The sequence below is a fragment of the Rivularia sp. PCC 7116 genome (genome assembly GCF_000316665.1).
Taxonomy (GTDB): domain Bacteria; phylum Cyanobacteriota; class Cyanobacteriia; order Cyanobacteriales; family Nostocaceae; genus Rivularia.
The window spans coordinates 1592555-1615419 of the sequence record NC_019678.1; the positions used below are offsets into that span (position 1 = coordinate 1592555).

18 protein-coding genes and 1 tRNA gene are annotated in these 22865 nt (G+C 36.6%); 6 read left to right on the forward strand and 13 right to left on the reverse strand.

What is annotated here, in order from left to right; translation table 11 throughout:
* Positions 1–88: 88 nt before the first annotated feature.
* Positions 89–1171 carry a photosystem II q(b) protein gene (gene psbA / locus RIV7116_RS06095; protein WP_015117135.1) on the reverse strand — a complete coding sequence of 361 codons (1083 nt, stop codon included), beginning with the start codon at positions 1169–1171 and terminating at the stop codon, positions 89–91.
* Between the two features lie 299 nt (positions 1172–1470).
* Between psbA and RIV7116_RS06100 the strand changes: the two genes are divergently transcribed.
* Positions 1471–3738 (forward strand): FdhF/YdeP family oxidoreductase, encoded by a 2268-nt coding sequence (locus RIV7116_RS06100; protein ID WP_044290781.1) that lies wholly within the window; start codon positions 1471–1473, stop codon positions 3736–3738.
* 412 nt (positions 3739–4150) lie between these two features.
* Here RIV7116_RS06100 and RIV7116_RS06105 read toward each other — a convergent pair whose 3' ends face one another.
* Together RIV7116_RS06105 and RIV7116_RS06110 are read right to left on the reverse strand one after the other, a co-directional pair.
* Positions 4151–7747: a tetratricopeptide repeat protein gene (locus RIV7116_RS06105; protein WP_198287576.1), complete on the reverse strand. Its 3597-nt coding sequence runs from the start codon at positions 7745–7747 to the stop codon at positions 4151–4153.
* 92 nt (positions 7748–7839) lie between these two features.
* Positions 7840–8199 carry a trypco2 family protein gene (locus RIV7116_RS06110; RefSeq protein ID WP_015117406.1) on the reverse strand — a complete coding sequence of 120 codons (360 nt, stop codon included), beginning with the start codon at positions 8197–8199 and terminating at the stop codon, positions 7840–7842.
* 167 nt (positions 8200–8366) lie between these two features.
* On the opposite strand from RIV7116_RS06110, the gene RIV7116_RS06115 reads away from it, so the two are divergent.
* Positions 8367–8660 carry a type II toxin-antitoxin system RelE/ParE family toxin gene (locus tag RIV7116_RS06115; protein WP_015117407.1) on the forward strand — a complete coding sequence of 98 codons (294 nt, stop codon included), beginning with the start codon at positions 8367–8369 and terminating at the stop codon, positions 8658–8660.
* 14 nt (positions 8661–8674) lie between these two features.
* Positions 8675–8980, forward strand: coding sequence for a HigA family addiction module antitoxin (locus tag RIV7116_RS06120; RefSeq protein ID WP_015117408.1), 306 nt, complete (start codon positions 8675–8677; stop codon positions 8978–8980).
* A gap of 14 nt (positions 8981–8994) precedes the next feature.
* On the opposite strand, the gene RIV7116_RS06125 is transcribed toward RIV7116_RS06120, so the two are convergent.
* Both RIV7116_RS06125 and RIV7116_RS06130 read right to left on the reverse strand, forming a co-directional pair.
* A complete protein-coding gene (locus RIV7116_RS06125) occupies positions 8995–9573 on the reverse strand; it encodes a Uma2 family endonuclease (RefSeq protein WP_015117409.1) in 579 nt (192 codons plus the stop codon).
* An 11-nt stretch (positions 9574–9584) separates the two neighbouring features.
* Positions 9585–10151, reverse strand: a complete 567-nt coding sequence (locus RIV7116_RS06130) for a Uma2 family endonuclease (RefSeq protein ID WP_015117410.1) — start codon at positions 10149–10151, stop codon at positions 9585–9587.
* A gap of 363 nt (positions 10152–10514) precedes the next feature.
* On the opposite strand from RIV7116_RS06130, the gene RIV7116_RS06135 reads away from it, so the two are divergent.
* A complete protein-coding gene (locus RIV7116_RS06135) occupies positions 10515–11615 on the forward strand; it encodes a glycosyltransferase family 4 protein (protein WP_015117412.1) in 1101 nt (366 codons plus the stop codon).
* Positions 11616–11709: 94 nt separating this feature from the next.
* Here RIV7116_RS06135 and RIV7116_RS06140 read toward each other — a convergent pair.
* Positions 11710–11783: transfer RNA gene (locus RIV7116_RS06140), tRNA-Pro, on the reverse strand.
* A 172-nt stretch (positions 11784–11955) separates the two neighbouring features.
* On the opposite strand from RIV7116_RS06140, the gene lipA reads away from it, so the two are divergent.
* A complete protein-coding gene (gene lipA, locus RIV7116_RS06145; protein ID WP_015117413.1) occupies positions 11956–12846 on the forward strand; it encodes a lipoyl synthase in 891 nt (296 codons plus the stop codon).
* Between the two features lie 80 nt (positions 12847–12926).
* Here the strand turns inward: lipA and RIV7116_RS33680 are convergent, their stop codons facing one another.
* Positions 12927–16472 (reverse strand): NB-ARC domain-containing protein, encoded by a 3546-nt coding sequence (locus tag RIV7116_RS33680; RefSeq protein ID WP_015117414.1) that lies wholly within the window; start codon positions 16470–16472, stop codon positions 12927–12929.
* 462 nt (positions 16473–16934) lie between these two features.
* Between RIV7116_RS33680 and RIV7116_RS06155 the strand changes: the two genes are divergently transcribed.
* Positions 16935–17729: a SnoaL-like polyketide cyclase gene (locus RIV7116_RS06155; protein WP_015117415.1), complete on the forward strand. Its 795-nt coding sequence runs from the start codon at positions 16935–16937 to the stop codon at positions 17727–17729.
* Between the two features lie 49 nt (positions 17730–17778).
* Here RIV7116_RS06155 and RIV7116_RS06160 read toward each other — a convergent pair whose 3' ends face one another.
* The 6 genes from RIV7116_RS06160 to RIV7116_RS06185 form a co-directional block, all read right to left on the reverse strand.
* Positions 17779–18903, reverse strand: coding sequence for a class I SAM-dependent RNA methyltransferase (locus tag RIV7116_RS06160; RefSeq protein ID WP_015117416.1), 1125 nt, complete (start codon positions 18901–18903; stop codon positions 17779–17781).
* 56 nt (positions 18904–18959) lie between these two features.
* Positions 18960–19679 (reverse strand): cytochrome b/b6 domain-containing protein, encoded by a 720-nt coding sequence (locus RIV7116_RS06165; RefSeq protein ID WP_015117417.1) that lies wholly within the window; start codon positions 19677–19679, stop codon positions 18960–18962.
* A gap of 170 nt (positions 19680–19849) precedes the next feature.
* Positions 19850–20227, reverse strand: a complete 378-nt coding sequence (locus RIV7116_RS06170; protein ID WP_015117418.1) for a hypothetical protein — start codon at positions 20225–20227, stop codon at positions 19850–19852.
* 518 nt (positions 20228–20745) lie between these two features.
* Positions 20746–21549: an alpha/beta fold hydrolase gene (locus tag RIV7116_RS06175; RefSeq protein ID WP_015117419.1), complete on the reverse strand. Its 804-nt coding sequence runs from the start codon at positions 21547–21549 to the stop codon at positions 20746–20748.
* Between the two features lie 363 nt (positions 21550–21912).
* A complete protein-coding gene (locus tag RIV7116_RS06180; protein WP_044291560.1) occupies positions 21913–22227 on the reverse strand; it encodes a hypothetical protein in 315 nt (104 codons plus the stop codon).
* A gap of 41 nt (positions 22228–22268) precedes the next feature.
* On the reverse strand, positions 22269–22652 hold the full coding sequence (locus tag RIV7116_RS06185; RefSeq protein WP_083894043.1) for a DarT ssDNA thymidine ADP-ribosyltransferase family protein: 384 nt from the start codon (positions 22650–22652) through the stop codon (positions 22269–22271).
* Positions 22653–22865 lie beyond the last annotated feature (213 nt).

Sequence of the window (22865 nt, forward strand, 5' to 3'; positions counted from 1 at the left end):
CCAAAACAAAAAAGCACCCTCCCGTTATGGGAAGGTGCTTTATATGCAAGCTAAAACTTATTCAAATTTTAACTATTTTATTCAATTATTAACCGTTGATTGCGGGAGCGCTTACTGCAACAGGAGCAGTTTCACCAGCAGCCAAATCAAGTGGGAAGTTATGTGCATTTCTTTCGTGCATTACTTCCATACCCAAGTTAGCTCTGTTTAATACATCAGCCCAGGTATTTACAACTCTACCGCTAGAATCGATTACAGACTGGTTGAAGTTGAAACCGTTCAAGTTGAACGCCATGGTGCTGATTCCCAAAGCGGTGAACCAGATTCCGACTACAGGCCATGCAGCTAAGAAGAAGTGCAAGCTACGGCTGTTGTTGAAGGAAGCGTATTGGAAGATTAAACGACCAAAGTAACCGTGAGCAGCTACGATGTTGTAGGTTTCTTCTTCTTGACCGAATTTATAACCGTAGTTTTGAGATTCGGTTTCGGTTGTTTCACGTACCAAAGAGGAGGTTACCAAAGAACCGTGCATAGCACTGAACAAAGAACCACCAAATACACCTGCTACACCTAATTGGTGGAAGGGGTGCATCAAAATGTTGTGCTCAGCTTGGAACACGAACATGAAGTTGAAGGTACCGGAGATACCTAAAGGCATACCGTCAGAGAAAGAACCTTGTCCGATGGGGTAGATCAAGAATACTGCGGTTGCTGCTGCTACTGGAGCAGAGAAAGCAACACAGATCCAAGGACGCATACCCAAGCGGTAAGATAATTCCCACTCACGACCTAAGTAGCAAAATACGCCAATTAGGAAGTGGAAACATACCAATTGGTAAGGACCACCGTTATACAACCACTCATCTAGAGAAGCTGCTTCCCAGATTGGGTAGAAGTGTAAACCGATAGCGTTAGAAGAAGGAACAACTGCACCAGAGATGATGTTGTTTCCGTAAATCAAGGAACCTGCAACAGGCTCGCGGATACCATCGATGTCAACAGGAGGTGCTGCTACGAAGGCGATGATGAAACAGGTGATTGCAGAGAGTAGTGTAGGAATCATCAAGACACCAAACCAACCGATGTATAAACGGTTATTGGTGCTGGTAATCCACCCACAGAACTGCTCCCACGCACTTGCGCTTTCGCGTCTTTGTAATGTGGTTGTCATGGTTCAGATAATTGCGTTTGTCTTATATATATCGGTAAGCGTTTTTGCTTACCTACATTTATACATTAACGTGTATTTTACGTTTTGTAAAGTTTTTTTAATAAAGTTTGTTTTATCAGACTCATATGTTGAACCTATCAGTGGAGATGAGCAGCATTTGAACCGACACGGGTGGCAAGATGTCAGATTGTCCAATTGCTGATGGTGTCCAAAGTTCCATTTATTAATAGTGATTCTATATATAAAGAAGGGAGTGGGCATGTTCTATGTTCGCTCCCTTCTCATCGTTGGTAAATCATATGAATAAAGATAATTCTAATTCTCAATCAACTCCAATTTTTAATAATGCAAACGAAAATACACCGGATATGGGTGGAGGTTTACCAATAATCGGCTATTGGGCTGAACACACCTTGTCACCGGAAGGAGTCAAACTTTGGAAAACTTTGTTGCATAAGAGCGCTTGTTTAGCTTGTGCTTGGGGCACAGGTGGACAAAAAGGTGGTTTTACAAATGAAGAAGGGGAAAAGTTACAGCGCTGTATGAAGAGTGTTGAGTCAATTGCAGCAGAAATTCAACCAGCGATTCCCAAGCAGTTTTTTGAACAGCGTAGCATCGAAGAATTACAGCAACTTACTTCAAAAGAAGCAGATAGACTGGGAAGATGGAGTTTCCCTGTGATATTACGCTCTGGCTCGTCGCATTACGAACGCATTTCCTGGAATGAAATTTATAGTATTTGCGATAAAGCTTTTGCTCAAACCCCCGAAAGAATAGCTTCTTACAGTTCCGGACGTTCATCTAACGAAGCAGCATTTTTATTACAGCTAATGATGAGAACTTTGGGTTCTAATAATTTAGCTGACTGTTCGGATTTGTGTCACGCTCCTTCGAGTTTTGGATTGAAACAAACTTTGGGAACAACTACTTCTGTTGTTAGTTTAGAAAGTTTGAAACAAGCAGACTGCATTGTTTTAGCTGGTAGTAATGCTGCTTACAACCATCCCCGGCTGATGAATGAATTAATTAAATTGAGGGAGCGTGGTGGGAAAGTAATTGTAATTAATCCCATGAAGGAAGTTGGTTTAGTTAAATTTGCTTCTCCAGCTTTTATAAAGTCGCTGTTTACAGGTTCGGATATTGCTTGTGCATATTTACAGCCAATTCCCGGTAGCGATGTGGCTTTGTTTATGGGTATTCAAAAAGCTTTATTAGCAAAAGGTAAGATTAAACAAGATTTTTTACAAGCATATACAGAAAATTGGCAAGCTGTAATTAGTCATATTGAGAATACAGCTTGGGAAACAATTACTACAGCTTGCGGTGTATCTCAAACAGAAATTGAAACAGCTGCAAATATAATTAGTAATTCTCAAAAAGTTGTATTTGCTTGGGCTATGGGAATTACTCAACAAAAAAACGGCGTTGATAACATTTATAGTATTGTCAATACCGCCTTGATGACTGGTAATATTGGTAAAGAAGGTGCCGGAGTTATGCCGATAAGGGGACATTCAAACGTCCAAGGTTTTGGCTCAATGGGTGTCACGGTAAGGCTTAAAAAAGAAATTCAACAAGCATTAGAAAAATTATTAGGGCGATCGCTCAGTAAAGTCAAAGGATACGATACTCACGCTTTAATAGAAGCTGCTGACGAAGGAAAAGTTGATACTTTAATTTGCGTCGGCGGTAATTTATATGCTGCTAATCCCGATTCTACCAAGGTAAGACGAGCGCTAAATAAAATTGAAACCATCATCTATTTAGCAACAAAACCAAACCTCGGACATTTCCACGGATTAGCTGGTAAAAATACGATTATTATTCCCGTCTTTAACCGCTTTGAAAATCCTCATAAAACTACCGTAGAGTCAGGTAATAACTTTGTCAGACTCAACGACGAAGGAGAAACCCACCTTAAAAAAGCCGATTTAATTTCAGAAGTTGATTTTTTAGCAGAATTAGCCCACCGCATACATGGTGAATATCCCGTCAACTGGCGTAAATTGCAAGATACTAAATACGTCAGACAATTAATAGCTCAAACAATTCCCGGATACGAGAAAATAGGGGAGATTGACGACACAGAATCAGAATTTACAATTAGCGGCAGAATTTTAAAAAATCCTAAATTTTCTACACCTTCCGGTAAAGCTCAGATGTTTATTACACCATTACCAGAATTAAAACTTCCCCAAATAAAAGACTTTGACGTTGCCGATAGTACGCAAGGAATAGTAATAGTATTAATGACCGGAAGAAGTTACGCTCAACATAATACAGTAGTTTATCAAACAGAAGATAAATATCGGGGAATACCACATCGTAACTGTATTTTGATGAATCCAAAGGATGTTGAAAAAGCAGGTTTTGAACAGCATCAACGGGTAGCTGTACGGGGAAATGTAGGGGAATTAGAGAATGTGGAAATTATTTTTGGAGATGTGCGTGAGGGCGCAGGAGTGATGTTTTATCCGGAAGTGAATGTGATTTTTAAAGCGGAAGTTGAAGAGCGTTGTGGTACTCCGGCTTTTAAGAGAGTTCCGGTTTTGGTTTATGGGGGATGATGGAAACTTCACCCTCTTTCCCTCAGTGAAAAAACCTCACCCTCTGTCCCTCTCCTTATCAAGGAGAGGGATGTAAATTTGTAGGGTGCTGTGACGACTGCGATAAATTATCATTTTTAAGAAGTATATTAATAATGTCGTCACGCACCAATGAGCAACTTTGATAAAACCTTAAATTCTGAATGTATAAAAACCGCAGAGAGCGCAAAGGACACAAAGGAAAGAGGTAAAGAGGTATGATTAGTTTTGCAGGAAAACTCTGCGTTTCTCTACATTTAAATATATTATTTCAATTCCAACAAATTTAATATGTCGGATAAATTATTAGCAGACGGCTACGATGATTTTTTACAGCAACTTAAACACAGTTGGATAATATCGATTTGGATATTGATGAGTTTTTTGGAATTATTTAAGCTTGATATTTTTTCTCAACTACCATAGATTTCAGACAAGACGCATAATTTTCGCGTACCATCATTGTTTTTGGATGACCTACACCTAACAGTTGCTCAGAAATATTTAAAGCTTGTTTGTAAAGAGTTTGTGCTTCTTGATAGCGTCTCTGTAAGTTATAAAGTCCTGCCAGATTATTCAAACTAGTTACAAAATCAGGATGTGATTCACCCAAAAGTTTTTTTCTCATTTGTAAAGTTTGCAGGTAAAGAATTTCTGCTTCTGAATAACGCTTCTGTAAACGGTAAAGTGTTGCAAGATTATTCAAACTATTTGCAACTTCCGGATGTGACTCCCCCAAAAGTTTTTTTCTCATTTGCAAAGCTTGTTTGCAATGAGACTCTGCTTCTGAATAATTTCCCTGTGAACTATAAAGTACTGCAAGATTGTTTAAATTTTGTGCAATATCAGGATGTTCTTCACCAAGTAATTTTTTCCTTACTTGCAAAGCTTGTAGATAAAGAGGTTCTGCTTCTGAATAACGCTCCTGTGAATCGTAAAGTGCTGCTAGATTATTCAGACTTAATGCAACATCTGGATGTGATTCACCCAGCAGTTTAATTCCCATCTCTAAAGCTTGTTTATAAAGGGGTTCTGCTTCTGAATAACGTCCCTGCGAATTGTAAAGTACTGCCAGATTATTCAAACTTTGTACAACATTGGGATGTTCTTCCCCTAATAGTTTTTTTCTTATTTGCAAAGCTTGTTTATAAAGGGGTTCTGCTTGCTGGTATCGTCCTTTTGAATAGTAAAGCACTGCAAGATTGTTCAAACCAGTCGCAAAATCATGATGCTCTTCTCCTACAAGTTTTTTCCAGATTCCCAAAGCTTTTAGGTAAAGAGGTTCTGCTTGTTCAAAACGTCCTTGTGAATTATAAAGTTTTGCAAGATTATTTAAACCAGTTGCAAAATCGTGATGCTCTTCCCCTAAAAGTTTTTTCCAGATTTCCAAAGCTTTTAGGTAAAGGGATTCTGGTTCTTGGAAATTCCCTAGAGAATAGTAAACTTCTGCCAAGTTATTAAAACTAGTTGCTACATCATAATGTTCTTCCCCAAAACGCTCTTTACTAATTGCTAAACATTTTTCGTAATAAAATAATGCTTTATTGTAAGCTGCTTGTCCTTTATAAAATTTACCTAAGCCAGTGAAGGGGATTATTAAATCTTCATCAGCTAAATAATCTTTTTGATGAATTACAGTTTCTATAAGATGAGGAATTTCTAAAGTAAGCTCTAGAATATCTGATTGGGTAGGAGTATTAGAAATTTTTTGTCCAATTGGAGCTATTACATAACAAAAGCCACGCTTCATATCCTCAACATCAGCTAATTCTTCGCGCTTACCTATCAAAAACTCTCGAATTAACTGATGCAATTGATAACTATTTTCCCCTTTATCCTCAAGTAAACTGAAATCTACCAAAAAGTCATCTCTAATATCTTCTAAATCTTCCTTATCTTCTTCTGGTAAACACTGCTCAACTAATTCCCAAGGAATCAGAGCTAAAGCAAAAATACTCAACAAACAAGCTAATTCTTGTGTTTCCTCTTTTAATTCTCGCCAACTTAGTTCAAAAGCAGCTTTAACTCCTAATTTTGCTGTCATGTCCCCCGATCTTTCTATCAAAGAACGATGTTCTAAAGCCAATCTTTGACACATTTTTATCAAAGATAAATTGGGTTTGCGCTGTAAATACCTTGCTACCAATTCCAAACCTAAAGGTAAGTATCCCAAGTCAGCACAAAGTTTTTTAGCTTCTTCTTTTTCCAGATCAACCCTTTCTTCCCCAACAAAAGAAACCAGCAATTCTAAAGCAGCATTTTCTTCTAAAACTTCTAAAATCACTCTTTTAAATGATTGTCCCAACCACTGTTGTCTGGTAGTTACTAAAATCTTAAATCTAGGTTCATTTGGAGGTAAATAGTCTTTTATCTGCTGGTATTCCCTAACATCATCAAACACCACCAATACATCGCCAGCTTGCCAATTTCTCCAGCAATATTTAACCTTGTTTAGTAAATAGAAATTATCTGGTGGTTGTAAACCAATTTCTCTGGCAAAGTCAATAATTTTAATTCCGACATCTTCATCTCGTACCGGAAACCAACAAATTCCACCAGAATATGTACCTTGTTTCCAATGGCGATCGCCATATTGCAGCGCTAGTTCTGTTTTACCGATACCACCCATACCAGTAATTGCCGAAATCGCTACCCGTTCGTTTTCCTGTAACTGCTGATGTAAGGTTTCTAAAACTTCCTCTCTTCCGACAAATTTAATTACACCGCTGCGAGGAAGGTTTTGAGGAATTGATTTTGGGGAAGTATCTATTGATGGAAGTGCAAATAACTGTCCCCCTTGATTATCTTGCCACCGCAAATACAACACGGGACGATACCATTGATTGCCTTCAACTCCCATTGCTTCCCTTCCCTGGCTTATAGCCACAGCAAGGGAATTCTTTTGCCCCAAGGAACGATAAAATTGCTTTGCGAATTCGGTTGCAGCATCAACCTTCACGGAATACTGCATTGCTACCACTGCGGGAATGCGATGATTGATCAAATTTTGAGCGCTACCGTTAAATACTGATTCACCTTCCAAAGTCATTGCTGACTGACAAGCACTCAGCACCACCAAAGCCAAACCACTAGTTTGATTCCCATCAGCAAAACCAGAGATTTGCAGTAATGCTCCCAACTCCCTAGCACTCACATAATCTGGTTTATCCCCTTCACCTTCAAACGCTAAATAACCTTGTGCTTTTGGTAATTCACTATTGCATTTACTGCAATGAGTAGTAGAAATTTGTTTAACTATAGCCCTACAGTTTTGATTCTTACATCTCTTCGCAAAGATTCCATGTCCATCAAAATGCACTACATGAGGAGCGTTATTTCCTTGATGTTCGATCAAATATGTTCTTAATTCATCAATTGTGGGATAATCTAATTCATCAAGATTGATATCGCCTGCTTCATTAGCAGTTTCCAATCCTTTACAAATAGCCTGCTGTTCTTTTTTTGAAAGTTTTTGCAGTCCTAATTCTTTATCAAAAGCAGCAGAAGATATAAGTAAAACATTTAGCTTCTCAACAGGTGTTAAGTTGGGAGGGAATTTATTATGAGCAATGTAGCGAGAGAAAGTTACTTGATGATGTAATAAAAAATCTTGTCCATCGTGTATTAATTCCCAAGGATAATCAGCTAACCTGGAACGTTTACTCGAATCATCTTCAAATCTTAATTGAAGGTGTAATTGAGTATTTTTGTTTTGAGCAAGTTGTAAAGCAGCTTTGAAAGCATCTTCAACTTTACCAGACGCAAACAACGAACGATATAAAGCTTGACCAATATTAACTAAATAATTGTTGTCAAAATCTTTCCCATTTTGAGCGAGAATACCAACATCCCTCATCCAATCTTTCTCTTTGCTAGAAAAATATTTAGGATTGAAACCAGTAACTTCCAAACTTCTGAGCAAAGTCATTCTGAAGTCATTTTCACCATTAAAAAACGGCAATGAAGAATCGGTTTCTCCAGACTGAGTCACAATAGATTTAAATCGCTTTTCGTTTATGGGAGACAGGTATAGCTCAAATATTTCCATCGCACTGCTTTATTAATGCTGTTGGTGAAGACGAATTAAAATCCTGGTTGTTCGTTTCCTTTCATTCCACCTTCGGTACTTGTCTCCAATAATTCATTCCAGCGTTCCGGATATTTCTTCTTATATATTCCCAGCATTTGTTCTTTATTTAACAACGGAGAAAGCTTTACTTTTACTTTTTGGACATCATCTTGACTGTTTCCCCCACCCAATTCGAGAACGTATATTTTAATTCCTCCCTTAGCTTCATTCTTCACCGTTACTTGCAATTCCAACTCTACAGAATCGACGCTGAGTAAGGGAATATCGTTTTCGTTTTCCGGTGCCTTTGTTAAAAGTTCTTGTTTAACCTGCTCGATTAGCTCTGAAAGTCCAATAAGGTTTTGTTCGGGCATGAGAATTTTCTACGAATAAGTGGGTATACATATTTACTTTTGGATAATCCCATAAATTGTTAAACACAGGTATCAAATTAATATTGTTTTCAGAATGAGGAGAAGTTATAAATTATGGGATGAGTACTAACTTTTGCTAGCATGATAACCGTGTCATCATGCTAATTATGATAGTATCATTTAAGAACCAGGGAACTGAAGATGTCTTTGATGGGAATGATTCAAAGGAAGCTCGAAAGCAATGTCCTATAAACTGTTGGGAAGTTGCACGTAGAAAATTAGACCAGCTTAATGCAGCATCATCCCTAGATGATATTAAAGTTCCACCGGGAAATAGGCTAGAAGCATTAAAAGGTGAACGTAAAGGTCAATATAGTATTCGGATTAACGATAAATATCGAATTTGCTTTATCTGGACTGTCCAAGATGCATCAGAAGTTGAAATAGTTGATTACCATTAGGAGATAATATAAAGATGAAAATACCAAAATTTAGACCCCCGACACATCCAGGTGAAATATTACTTAAAGATTTTCTCGAACCAATGGGAATAACTCAACGACAACTTGCAGATGCACTTCACGTTCCCTATCAGCGAATTAATGAACTTGTAAATCAAAAGCGAGGGATTACACCTAGTACAGCAATACGTTTATCAAAATTCTTTGGAAATAGTTCGCAGTTTTGGTTAAACCTTCAACAAAATTGGGAGCTATATCATGTTATGAAGGAAGAAGAAGAGGAAATAAAAACTATTTTCCAATTTAAAAGTGCAGGATAAATTGCAAATTTAATTCACCCAAAAATAACTTCTAAATCCAAACTAAACCCAATCAAGACATCTTCCCCAGACAAACTATCGGGAGAATCTAAAATTTCCACTTCCTTACCAATACGATAAATCTCCACCAGCTTATCTTTCGGATTAATCAACCAACCCAACCTCAAACCATTTTCAATATATTCGAGCATCTTTTTTCTAGTATCTTCCACGTCATCGCTTTCCGATACTAATTCCACCGCAAAATCGGGACACAAAGGTAAATATTTCTTTCTTTGTTGTGGTGTTAAAGCATCCCATCTTTCGATTTTTATCCAAGAAGCATCGGGGGAACGAGTTGCACCATTCGGAAGTTTAAAACCCGTCGAAGAATCAAAAGCTTTTCCTAATTTATTTTTACGATTCCAAACACCTAAATCGATATAAATTTCAAAATTACGATTCCCCGTTTCTCCCCCAGTTGGTGACATAATAATTAATTTTCCTTCAGCAGTTAATTCCAAACGCAATTCTTGATTAAAAGCGACAATCTGCTCAAATTCTTCATCTGTAAATTTGAGTGAGGGAGGTATTTGTAAACTTAAAGCTGTCATAATAATTCATCCTATAATATTTTGACTACATCTTCGTAAATTTCAGCCATCGTTATAGTTAAGTCAATTGAATCTAAACGTAATTCATCATTTTTACCCAAGATTTGCATTAACCAATTAACTTGACTATCTTGACGATAAATTTCTACCTTGATTTCATCCTGAGAAATTAAGACATATTCTTGTAAACTTTGAATATTTTGATAATTGAGACGTTTTTCTCGCTTATCTATAGTTTTAGTAGAATTAGATAATACTTCTACAATTAATTTTGGACTAGTTTTAAAATACCTTTCGTTATCATTAGGGTCACAAGTTACTAAAACATCAGGATAATAGAAAATATCAGCCTTTTGCACCTTGACTTTAACTTTCATGTCTGAGGCAAAAGTACGATAAGGAGTTCCGCGTAAATGGGGACGTAACAAAGCGATAATATTAGTAACTATCAAATTATGTTCTTCACTAGCTCCAGCCATTGCGAAAACTTCACCATCTACATATTCATGGCGAATTTCGCTGTTGTGTTCTAACTCTAGGTATTCTTTAATGGTAAGGAAATTGATTACGGACTGCATGATTTTTACCTTGAAATTTATATGATGATTAGAATCTCGATAATTTAACTAATGACTAGAGCTAAGTCAATAAAATCTAAGCGCAGTTTATCAAGTCTATTTTTAATCATATGAATCAACCAGTATAAATAGAACATTCAGTATTTTTGCTGGTGATAATTATTTTTCATTATAAATAGCATAAATAAGTAATTTGTTTTATAAAATATAGCGATTTTCTATCAAATGCAATATATTCCTCAACTAACTGAGGGAAGGGTTCTTTCTACTTCAAATACAGGATTAAGCGCTAAATTTTATATTGCAATGATTTTAGCTCTGAACTGAGAACAAAGATTTAATCGTAAAAATTACTAATTAACAATGAAAATATTAATCCAGCACCGTCATTACGAAAATGAAATTAGTGGCGTTTTAACTTATATTAACTCTATTATTCCAGGGCTTGAAGCCACAGGCACAGAAATAAAAACTATTTCTAGCAGAGAAGATAACTTACAAAAATGGCTCAGCTTAATTTTCTGGGCAGATATAGTTCATATGAACTCCAATGATTTGTTGTTTGCAATTTTATGTAAGGCTTTAGGGAAAAAAATCATTATTAAATATCATTACCTTTTCTATCAATCTACTCATACTAATTATGAGGAGATGACATTTACTCAAAGAATAAAAGCAGAATTGAAAAGAACCTTACCCAAAACAGATTATCCCTTAAAATGGAAATTATATACTTTTGTTAAATGGGCAAAACTTGCGGCACGCATTTCTACAGCTTTCTTCGCTGATTATCATGCTGCTTGTAGTGATTTTTTAGGTGATTCTTGTGCTTTTCCTTGGCAAGTTCATACTTTATATTATCCAATTGAACTTAAGCATAAAAATAAATTTAAAGCTGTGGGTAAATTGTCCAAGCCATATAAATTTGTTTTTGTTGGTAGATTAGATGGTGATAAAGGAGTTGATATATTATTAAGAGCAATCAAGATTGTGCAAACCCAAAATTATCAATTTCAAGTTACGATTGTTGGAGATGGGGCACAAGCGAATCAACTTAAAGCATTAGCATCTGAATTAGATATTCTTAATAGCGTTAACTTTTTAGGTAAAATTCCCAATACAGAAGTAACTTCCAAAATAGAAGATGCTTTAGCTTTAGTTGTTCCTTCTCGTTGGCAAGAACCAGCAGGTTATGTTGTTTTAGAAGCATCTAGCGTGCAAACTTGCTCAATTGTTTCTAAAATGGGAGGATTACCAGAAGTAGCCGGACCTCATAATTTGTTTTTCGAGAATGAAGATGCACAAGGATTAGCCAACTGCATGAAAGAGTGCCTGGATAATCCGGAAAAAACTGTAGAGCGTGGCTTGTTATCCAGTGAATATGTAAGCAAGTACTTCTCTTCTCAAGGTGCTGCACAAGAATTCATGGATGTTTGTACTCAGCTAAGTCCCCAAACGTCGTAATAATCTATCGGTTAACTGTAATACTTGCAAACTTAAACTACACCCTCAGCTTAGTTGAGGGAGTTAAATTTAAATTTCAAGCTCTACAAAAATGTCGGGATGACTGGATTCGAACCAGCGGCCCCTTCGTCCCGAACGAAGTGCGCTACCAAGCTGCGCTACATCCCGGCAGTAGCCTTGCGGTTATTATCATATCACAGAATTTAAATAGAGAGGGGGTAGAGGGGGTAGAGTGGGAAGAAATTCATGTCAATTAACAACTAACCACTAACCACTAACCACTAACAACTAACCAAAATTGCGTTACCATAAATCCTGTATATCAACAAGTGGTAGGATTGTGACTGTAAAACCAGACTGGTTGCGGGTAAAGGCTCCTCAATGGGAACGTGTTGGGAATGTTAAGGAAACTCTGCGGGATTTATCGCTGAATACTGTTTGTGAGGAAGCATCTTGTCCGAATATTGGTGAGTGTTTCAAGGCAGGTACCGCTACGTTTTTAATTATGGGGCCTGCTTGTACTCGTGCTTGTCCTTACTGCGATATTGATTTTGAGAAAAAACCGCAACCTTTAGATCCTACGGAACCCTCGCGGTTAGCGGAAGCTGTTCGTCGAATGAAGTTGAATCATGTGGTGATTACTTCTGTAAACCGTGACGATTTACCTGATGAGGGAGCTTCCCAGTTTGTTCGCTGTATTGAAGCAGTACGTACTATTTCACCGAAGACTACTATTGAAGTTTTAATTCCCGATTTATGCGGTAATTGGGAAGCTTTGGAAATTATCCTTAAAGCGCAACCGGAAGTTCTTAATCACAATACAGAAACTGTTCCCCGGTTATATAAACGTACACGTCCCCAAGGTGATTATCAACGAACTTTGGAATTATTGAAGATATCCCGTCAAATTGCACCTTGGATTTATACTAAGTCTGGAATTATGGTTGGGCTTGGGGAAACCGATGAAGAAATTCGGCAAGTTATGCAAGATTTACGCGCTGTTGATTGCGATATTTTAACTATTGGACAATATTTACAACCTACTCAAAAGCATTTAAAAGTTGGTGATTTTATTCATCCCGAGCAGTTTGCAGGATGGAAGAAATATGGTGAAGAAATTGGTTTTTTACAAGTTGTTTCTTCTCCGTTGACAAGAAGTTCTTATCATGCAGAGCAGGTAAGAGAGTTGATGAAACAATATCCACGGGAGAAAACTTCGGAATTAATTTAATTTTTGACTAGAGCTTATAGCAAAAAGCCCCCCTTTTATAAGGGGGGTTGGGGGGATTTTTAACGTTTGCAAAAAACCAATTAATTATAAGCCCCCAACTCTATTAAATTAGCAATCCTTGCAGCAGTTAAACCCGTAACTCCTGTGATATTAACTTTTTCGGCATGGCGATCGCCTTGAAAAAATGCAACTATCTTACCCGCCTTAATATCCCAAAGTTGAATAATTTCGCTATCTCTACCTACAGCTAATAAATTAGAATCTTTACTAAAAGTAAGACTCCAAGGTGAAGAGAATTTTTCTTGTAATATGGCGATAGATTTATTCTTATTTATATCCCATACAGTTACAGTACCATCGTAGCTACCATAAGCGATAAAATTGCCATCATAACTAAAAGCCAGAGAAATAATTGGTTTACCAAAGTTTCCTAAAGTCTGTAAGCATTTAGCGCTATTTGTATCCCAAAGTTTGACAATACCGCTAGTATGTCCGCTAGCTAAAATTAAACCATTACAATTAAATTTAATAATATAAGAAGCTCTTTCTTGTATTGTTTGAAAACATTCTCCAGTTTCAACATTCCATAGTTTAATAATCGAATGACCACCACAACTAGCAATTATGTTTTCATCAGGGCTAAAACTAACAGAAAGCACCGGACGATTATGACCGTAAAATGTTTTTAAACACTGTGCTGTATCAGAATCCCAAACTTTTACAGTTCTATCGCTGCTACCACTAACTATTTTTTTTCCATCTGAATTAAAGGCGAACGACCAAATACTATCATCATGTCCTTTTAGGATTTTCGACGGTATTTTATTGCTTGTAGTTAAACAATTATTTAAATCATTTATCTGCCAAATGCGGATAACATTATCTTCATTACCAATATTTGCACAAGCAATTGTTTTTTCATCTTGACTAACAATTAATGAAGAAAGCCAATCTTTGGTTTTAAAAAGAGTATATATACATTGCTGAGAATCTATATCCCAAAAATTAATTGTATGTTGACTACCGCTAATGATTGTCCGATTATCGCTGCTAAGTATAGCCGAATGAACATAATCGGCACGCCCTTGCAAGGTTTTCAGACATTTTCCTGTAGTGACATCCCAAATTTTAACCGTTCTATCAACGCTCGCAGTTGCTAATATTTGATTTTTACTACCGAAAGCTATAGCGTTAATTTCAGAAAGATGTCCAGACAAACTTTGTAAATATAAACCAGTATCAATATCCCATATTTTAATAGTCTTTTCACCGCTACCAGTAGCTAAAAATTTTCCGTTATTACTAATATCAATTAAAGAAATATTATAACTTTGAGATTGTATTTCTATAGATTCAGAATTATTCAAATTCCAAACAGTTACAATCTTATCTCTAATACCGCAAGTCAAAATATCATTCTCTTTAGTATGCCCAAGAGATAAAATAATACCACTATTAGTTGAAAACCGATCGATCAATTCCTCTGTATTAATATCCCAAACAAAAATCGCACCATCGTCACAACCGAATATCAAAATATCATCTTCAGATAAAATTAGAGAACAAATACGACTTTGGGATTCAATTAATATCCGAGAATTACCCGTATTTAAATCCCAAGATATTATACTTCTGTTAGAATAGCCAAATAACTTGCTTCCATCTCGATGGAAAACAAGATTTTTGACTGTATGCTGATTCGGTGACTCTAAAGTTAAAATACATTCCCCAGTAGAAGCATCCCAAATTTTAATACTTCTATCTCGACTCGAACTAGCTATTTTTAAAGAATCTAAACTAAAAGCAACAGATTCCACTATAGTTTTATGTCCATGGTTTTTAAAAACCTGTTGATTTGTTTGCCATTTCCACAAACAAACTTCACCATCAATACTTCCGGTAACTAAAAACTCTTCAGTTGTATTAAAAGCAAGACTAAAAATAATTCCAAAGGTATTAGAAAAAGTCGTTTGTGTAAAGTGACTATTGCTAAAATCAACATTATTTAAACTTATTCCCTGTAAATTAGCTTGTCGAATATTTAAATTAGAGAAATCTTGATTGCTAATCTCAGATGATAGATGAGATAGCAAATTAATAATATTCCCTACAGCATACCCAGTAAGTAATGGTGACTTCCCTCGAAAATGACTAAGAATATTCCTTAAACTAGTTTCAACTTGATGCTGACTTCCTAAAATAACTTCTAAACCTTCAAGAATTGGTGTAATAATTAAACGTTTCTGTATATCTTGAATGTAATCTGGTGAAGTCGCTTTTAATAAAGCATGACTTTTAAATAATGAAATATCTCCAGAAGAGATTTCTTGAGATATTTGATCGATGTAATTCGTAGTCACATATTCCATGACTACAGACTGTAGTGAAAATTTAGATTTATTTTTCTCAATCAGGGAACGACGATTTAATGATTCTAATATTTCCAGTAAGCTAAATGGTTGTGAGACTAAATCGGATAATAACTCTTTTAAATCAACAGCATCTTGATTAATTGCTAACCAATATAATAAAGATTGCTCTAACTCCGACAAACGATTAAACTGCCGTGCTATCAGATTGCGAACATCACCAAACACCCTACTCCTATTACTTTGAACTAAAAACTCAGCAATATTTCCATCAAATAAATCTAAGACTGTAGAAGCGATAAATTTAAGATATAAAGGATTTCCCCCATAGTTGATAGTTAGCTGTTGCCAATTTGAATCTGTAGCATTAGTAATTCCTTTCCCTTGAAAAATCTGCTTAACTTCTGAAATACCCAAACCACTGATTTGTAAACAACGAGCAGGTAATTCCTTCCCTTCAATAGCAGAAATCTCTTTTGGCTTTTCCCGAGAAGTCATCAGCAAGCAACTTTGATGGGATGTTTCCCCTAACTTCTGAAAAAGTTCACCGTAGCTTTCATAACCCGATAAATAATTCCCTGCATAATTACTATCGCAGAAAACAGCATCAACATTATCAAAGACTATTAAACTACGTTGATTTTGTAGATACTCTATTAGCTTATTAATTAAAACAGAAATATTTCTAGCTAAATCAACTTCTTCACCATTAGATAAAACTTGTAATAAATTCGTAATTATTTCTAAAGGTGGTGGAGCATTACGTAAAGAAAACCAAATTGTCAAATCAAAATTATTTCTGAGATTTTGAATTACCTTTGCAGATAAACTTGTTTTTCCAATCCCACCAATACCTACCAGTGTAATTAAACGACAGCAATCAATAACAATCCACTTTTGTAGTATATTTAACTCCTCAGCACGACCGAAAAAAATCGAAACGTCCGGAACTTCACTGCAAAAATACTGATTTTGTTGATTATTTTTTGATAAAACTAACTTTGTATAATCGCTTTTATCCAACTCCAGATTAAAACCGCGAAAAAATCTTTCTAAAGTACGTCTATCAACAGCAATCTCTCGACGTAAAACCTTAGAGATAGTAGCTGGATCTAACTGAGTAACTTCAATTAAAGCTTCAATAGTATATGGTTTATCAGAATTATTTGTATTTTCCCATTCATGGAGAGAATTTTCTAATTTCTCCCACCCTCCATCGGTTAAAACAACTCCTCTACCCCTTCTTTGTACCGTCATAATTATCTTCAATCTCGAAGTTATGGATTTTATGGAATGTTAATTAACCTCACCCTCGTTCCCTCTCCGCTATCTTGGAGAGGGATGTCCGAAGCAGACTTTCACCACTTCTATTTCTTCTGCCTCCTCCTTACCTTCTCTTTAACAAGAAGAGGGATGTCCGAAGCGGACTTTCACTCTTTTCCCTCTCCTTAACAAGGAGAGGGATGTCCGTTAGGACAGGGTGAGGTTTTTATTAATGAAAAATCAAAATGTTTCTTAACTTCCCGAACTTCCCTGGTGTAGAAAATTAACAAGTGCCATCATGCTTATAGATGGAATTACAAATAAATCCACAACTCGCAGTTATTAATTAGATTATTCTCAAATAATTTAAAAGCTGTATAAACTGCTGCGGAATATGCGATTTATTTAGCAATTTGTAATTTACTAGTATTTATCTATAGCTTCTAAGAGGTAACTATGACTAACATTAACACCGAAAATCTACCACTCTGGGTACAAAATCGAGACACAGTATTGAAAGCAAACAAAAACGTACAATGGCGTTATGATAAACAACCAGATTACACTAAGTCTAATCAAAACTTTGCAAAAGAAAGTAAGCAAAATCACCCCGCAAATTCCCTTGAAGCACTGGTACAAAACTTAGTACGAACATTCGACATTGAAGCCAACTTTAAAACTGATCCTCAACAGTGGATATCCGTTGTTCAAGATAAGTTTCGCATGAGTACCAATGGTGGAACTAACTATAAATTAGAAGACTTAGTAGAATCAGGTACTTACAAATTATTGATTGGTGATACCCAACACTACAAAGCTTCAGAAGAAAACTTTGAAACTTCCACCAATCTTTTTCACTCCGCATTCCCCGAAGGCTTTTTATGGGAAGTAGTAGAAGTCTATTCTGCACCGCCAACAATTGCTGTTAAATGGAGACATTGGGGACATTTCCGAGGAGCTTATAAAGATTATGTCCCTACGGGAGAAACAATTGAAATCATTGGCATGAGTATTGTTAAAGTTACCGATGATTTAAAAATATTGTCCCTAGAACATTATTACGACAATACAAAATTCTTAGATAAGCTAACATCTGGTGGTAAAACTTCAGGTGGAGCAAAACAAACACCACCATCCTTACAACAAAAATTTTGGGGTTTCATCAAGCAGCTTTTGCGACCACAATTAAAGCCAGCAACCGTAAATTTACAAACTAGTCGCTGCCCTTTCGCAAACTTAATCAATAAATAAAAATTAAAAACTCTGCGTAACTCCGCGCTAACCTCTGCGTCACTCTGCGTTAATACAATTCATACTTCATTAACTGACAGGGCAAAGTGCCGTTATAAACAGCAATCCTCTGCGAAGACTTCAACCCAATATATTTAGCCAACTCCTTATTCCCACTCAACACAAATGCAGTCCACCCCTTAAAACGCTGCTTCATCACATCACCCAAAAGCTTGTAAAATTGACCTAAATCGCTATCTCTTCCCAAACGTTCCCCATAGGGTGGATTGCAAAACAAAACCCCACTATCTGCTGGTGCCGCGACATCAGCAAGCTCCATCTGTGAAAAATAAATATGATTCTCAACACCGCTATTCACTGCATTTACACTCGCTTGCTCGATGACATCCTCGTTATTATCGCTTCCCCAAATCGAAGCAGGAAGCGTATCCAACTGACAAGCTTCCGCTTCTGCAATCAACTGTTCTAAAAGCGACAAATCAAAATCTCTCCAAGTCTCAAAACCAAAAGATTCCCGAAATAAACCCGGTGCAATATTCAAAGACTTCAAACAAGCTTCTATCGGTAAAGTACCAGAGCCACAAAGCGGGTCATAGAACATTTGATCTGGTTGCCAACCCGAAAGTTCAATTAAAGCAGCCGCCAAAGATTCTTTTAACGGTGCAGCTCCAACCGCCGGACGATAGCCGCGACGGTGTAAACTTTTACCAGAGCTATCAAGACTTACAGTACAAAAATCATTGCGAATATGAACGTTAATGCGTAAATCAGGGTTGTAAAGCTCAACATCAGAACGTTCCCCGAAAACTTCCTGCTGCTGGTCAACTATGGCATTTTTAACCTGCAGCGCTGTAAAGTGAGTGTGGTTAAGTTCGTCATTTTTACCAGTAGCGTTTACAGCTAAAGTATCTTCCGGTGTCAGATAATCTTGCCACTCAATCGTTTGGATACCCTTATAAAGCTCTTTTGCATTTTTACAAGGAAATTTAATTACCTTGAATAAAATTCGGAAAGGTAATCTGGCCCATAGATTCACCCGGTAAAGTAAAGTGCGATCGCCTTCAAATTCAACACCGCAAAACCCAGGCTCCACCGACTTTGCACCCAATTGTTCTAATTCCTTCGCTGCTAAATCTTCCAATCCGCGAGCAACCGTTGCAAAATATTCGTTCATATATTCAAGTAATTATTTAAAACCTAATTTAATTAAACTATTAATTAAACAATTAATTAACTAATTTCCTTAATTACCGAAGCTACCAAAGCTGAGATAATAGCAATAAATACGAAAATTTCGATAACTTTAAGCAAGGAAAGAGATGATAGCCATTGCTTAACTATCACCATATTAAAATTAGAACGCCAACTATAAAAATTTTCTTGCCATAAACCAGGACTATCCTTACTACGAAATCGTAAATTAATCATAGATAAAATTAAGGGTACACTTCCAACCTTAATACTCATCAACACATGAAGCGCCAAGCAAATTACTAAAATTAACCAAGAAATAAGATGGGCATAATACCAAGAATGATTAAGTTCTCCTTGAGGTAGCCACTTTTCATCCATCATTTTGCCAGAACAAACGGCAAAAGTTACCGCCAAAATACTTAAAGTATTAACTAAACGGTGTAGAGAATACCACCACATTGGTTCTCCAAATTTAGTTAGGTTCTTAAAAGAATCCGGCTGAATTAATCTTCTTTGACCTCTATGAAAAGCATAGATAGCAAATAAAGGAAATATTAATAACGTCCATACTCCAAATGTCCCATGAATTCCCTCAATTTCTGTAAATTTGGGTAGGGAAATTGTCCCCCAACGTCCATCAAAAACATCATAAGTCCAAAAAGCAGTAATAATTGCTCCAATAGTAAATAAGCCAATTAAAGCGTGAAGAATGCGTAGTAATAATGGTTGATAAGGCTGATGAAATTTCGCTGACATAAAATAACGAACACAAGAATCATTTACTATTTATTAATGTAGGGGAGACCTTCTTTGGGTATGGACTATCCTCCCCAAATATTGCCGTTGTGTTGTCGCGCAGCGCAACACGCCATTATGAGTTTAAATCTTATAATAAATGTGGGACAACTAACGGGCAGGTCTAATATTTAATTCATATTTCCCAGACGTCTATCTAAATTCTTTTGAGTTCCAGAATTTTCTCTACCTGTTCTTACCCAAGCAATATCTTGATGAGAATCCCGTGTCATTTGTTCGTCACGCTCTGCATCACTTTGAAATCCCCCACGAGTTGGAAATCCGGCATTATTCCGAGGATTTTCAAACATATGATAAACTACAACCGCTTTTGTTTTACCCAAGAGATACTGCTGCGCTAAAGTATCCGTACCTCTAGCATCTCCAACAACAAAACCTTGATTTTTTTTCAGAGCATTATTAATTTGTTGACGGTAGTGTTTGTCAAATTCTGCTTGAGTTAAATCCAGGTGTCCGCTGATGAAATTAATGATTTGCTCGGTTGTCATGTTTTGATTTTATCAAGTAGCTCGATTAATTTTTTATTAAGAATGTCATATCCTTGATTATTCAAATGCAGTTCATTAGAAGCATATTCTTGCAACATCATTCCTTGACTATCAGCAATAATCGAGAAACTATCAAATATAACTCACGGGGTGACAACAATGATACAAACAAGACAGGGGTTAGGTTTTAGGGGTTAGGGATTAGGGAATGCAGGAGTTCCTTTAAGGTAGATGAAATTCCGAAAAATGGCATTGAACTGAAATTCACGATTCTGCCGAGGGATATTGTTCATCACTTATTGAGAATAATTTCCCCATCACCCAACACCCAAACCCTGTCCTCATTTCAAGCTGCTTGTCACCCCCTGAGCAAATATAATCACCTTATCTTTAGCTAATGTAGCTATATAAGCATTAACTTCTTCAACTGCCGATCGTAGATCAAAAAGGCTTACGTTGGCTGTAATTCTGCAATCTGCATTAACTTACATTAAAAAATTAAATTAAATCAATTAGTCTTAACCTAAAAAATCTCTTAACAACTTATTGATTTTCTCTGGCTTTTCAAAGTTAGGAAGATGAGCCGTGCCGGGTATTTCTTCTCCCCAAGCATTAGGAATAGTATCAACAATATACTGGCAGCGTTGCTTAATATGCGGGAAATCTAGTTCACCCCAAATAACAAGCACTGGTAACGATAAGACAGATAATCTTTCATAAGCGTTATTGGGTTCAATTTCTTGAGTAAGTTCAGGCATCCCTAAAGCAATACCATTCATATCAAGAAATAATTCTCTCAAAGCACTATTAACTCTTCCTTTCTGACTAGTTGCACCGTCAAGCCATAAGTTAGCTTCAATTGCATTAACACGCGCTAAATCGTTGGTTTCCTCCGCTTCCTTCAACGTATTAATACGTGCTTGAATATTAGGAGCAAACGTTTCCGGCGCAGGAGCGCCGCTGATAGCAGTTGAAATCAGCACAAGCTTAGTTACCCGTTGTGGATAAGCAAGAGTAAAATCGATCGCAATACGTCCACCTTGCGAACATCCGACTAAAAAAGTATTTGAGACTTCCAGTTTGTCAAGCACTTTTCGTAAATCTTCAATATGTGAAAAGGCTTGATCGGCAGTTGTCGTTTCACCGAAACCCCGGCGATCGTAAGCAACTACTTGATAGCTGTCGTTCAAACCAGCCATCTGATAATGCCACATACGTTTATCTGCAACGCCTGCATGGAGAAAAATTAATGGTTTGCCTTCTCCTGAACATTCAACCGCAAGTTCAGCACTACCTATGTTAAGTTTAAAAGTCTCCGCCATGATTAAAGAGCAACTTTTACAATTGTGTATCTTAGCTGACTATTTTAATGACTTTACCCGCAGTAATCAGATCCAGTGCATCACAAACATCGGGTATCAGAGGTACAAGCTCAGATAAGCAATTAATCAGCGCTACCATAACTACAACTGCAACTCCAGCCTGTTGTAAGTTTTGCTCATACCTTAAGTTTTAGTCTGTGGTGAGCAGAATTGTAAAACCTGCCTGATGCATAAGTACCCTACTCACCAGATTTCAACAAGATTGAACAAGACTTTGCCATTATCAAAAAAAGGCGGATTTATTCTCCCCCGGATGTCTCGCTTTACGACATCATTAAATCATACGGAAATTAATTGGAATGACTATAAATCCGAAAACGGACCGCCATTTGCAAAAACTTTGCTACCTTGATATGCACATTCAACTGAAAGACTTTTTTCATTCTTAATCATCTTTAAATTAAAAGCACTTAAAGAAACTCCTACCTCATCATTTGACTTAGAAGATATTTCTAATACAGGAGCTATTTTAGCTTCAGCGGCTGCTTCATGTAGAGATGCTATTGATTTCTGAGCTTGTACTTTCGCAAAACCAGGATGCCACTTAAATTCAATTAAACTCTCTTTTACAAAAGTAAAGCATTTTTTATTGGGGATAAAAAGAGGTCTTTTAGCCATAATAAGTTTTACAATTATAAGAAGAACAATACAATTATGGTTTACCACATTTCCCAATCTTGTCTGGGAGAAAAGTAATAGCGACATTCGCCGTAAAACTTCTGTAAATAATTCCCTGGATTTTGCTTTGCCCAACAATTTCCAACATTTAAATTATAAAAGTGAACTGCATCAATATATTGAGCATCAATCTGATTAAATACAAGCACTTCAGCTTGAGGATAAGTTGTAAAATTACTTGGAATTTCTAAAATTTCGCGTTTAATACGACCATAATCTGAGAACATATTTTTTAAAACATCAGGTTGTGTTATCGCCTGAGTTCTCATTTCTAAGATATTTTCTTTAGCATTGTTTGAAGCTGCATTCTCTTGATAAAACTTACAATCTAGTTCCCATAAAACAGCTTGATTTAGCCCGTGCAGACGGGCTTTGTAATTATAGCCCCAGCCTTACAGGCTGCGGGTGATTTTTATTGTAATAAACCCATCCCCAACCTGTTCAATTAGAGATAATATAGGAATCCGTTTTGAATATTGAAAAAATCTAGGTATTTGTAGGGTGTGTTACGACGCTAGTCTAACGCACCGAAACCCTTACATCATGGTGCGTTGCGCTTCGCGACAACACACCCTACG

Bases quoted from the DNA above. Each gene is read 5' to 3' on its own strand.
- RIV7116_RS06130 (WP_015117410.1), bottom strand. From the start codon at position 10,151: ATGCAGTCCGTAATCAATTTCCTTACCATTAAAGAATACCTAGAGTTA.
- RIV7116_RS06180 (WP_044291560.1), bottom strand. From the start codon at position 22,227: ATGGCTAAAAGACCTCTTTTTATCCCCAATAAAAAATGCTTTACTTTT.
- RIV7116_RS06135 (WP_015117412.1), top strand. From the start codon at position 10,515: ATGAAAATATTAATCCAGCACCGTCATTACGAAAATGAAATTAGTGGC.
- psbA (WP_015117135.1), bottom strand. From the start codon at position 1,171: ATGACAACCACATTACAAAGACGCGAAAGCGCAAGTGCGTGGGAGCAG.
- RIV7116_RS06100 (WP_044290781.1), top strand. From the start codon at position 1,471: ATGAATAAAGATAATTCTAATTCTCAATCAACTCCAATTTTTAATAAT.
- RIV7116_RS06160 (WP_015117416.1), bottom strand. From the start codon at position 18,903: ATGAACGAATATTTTGCAACGGTTGCTCGCGGATTGGAAGATTTAGCA.
- RIV7116_RS06110 (WP_015117406.1), bottom strand. From the start codon at position 8,199: ATGCCCGAACAAAACCTTATTGGACTTTCAGAGCTAATCGAGCAGGTT.
- RIV7116_RS06125 (WP_015117409.1), bottom strand. From the start codon at position 9,573: ATGACAGCTTTAAGTTTACAAATACCTCCCTCACTCAAATTTACAGAT.
- RIV7116_RS06170 (WP_015117418.1), bottom strand. From the start codon at position 20,227: ATGACAACCGAGCAAATCATTAATTTCATCAGCGGACACCTGGATTTA.
- RIV7116_RS06115 (WP_015117407.1), top strand. From the start codon at position 8,367: ATGATAGTATCATTTAAGAACCAGGGAACTGAAGATGTCTTTGATGGG.
- RIV7116_RS06175 (WP_015117419.1), bottom strand. From the start codon at position 21,549: ATGGCGGAGACTTTTAAACTTAACATAGGTAGTGCTGAACTTGCGGTT.
- RIV7116_RS33680 (WP_015117414.1), bottom strand. From the start codon at position 16,472: ATGACGGTACAAAGAAGGGGTAGAGGAGTTGTTTTAACCGATGGAGGG.
- RIV7116_RS06120 (WP_015117408.1), top strand. From the start codon at position 8,675: ATGAAAATACCAAAATTTAGACCCCCGACACATCCAGGTGAAATATTA.
- RIV7116_RS06165 (WP_015117417.1), bottom strand. From the start codon at position 19,679: ATGTCAGCGAAATTTCATCAGCCTTATCAACCATTATTACTACGCATT.
- RIV7116_RS06155 (WP_015117415.1), top strand. From the start codon at position 16,935: ATGACTAACATTAACACCGAAAATCTACCACTCTGGGTACAAAATCGA.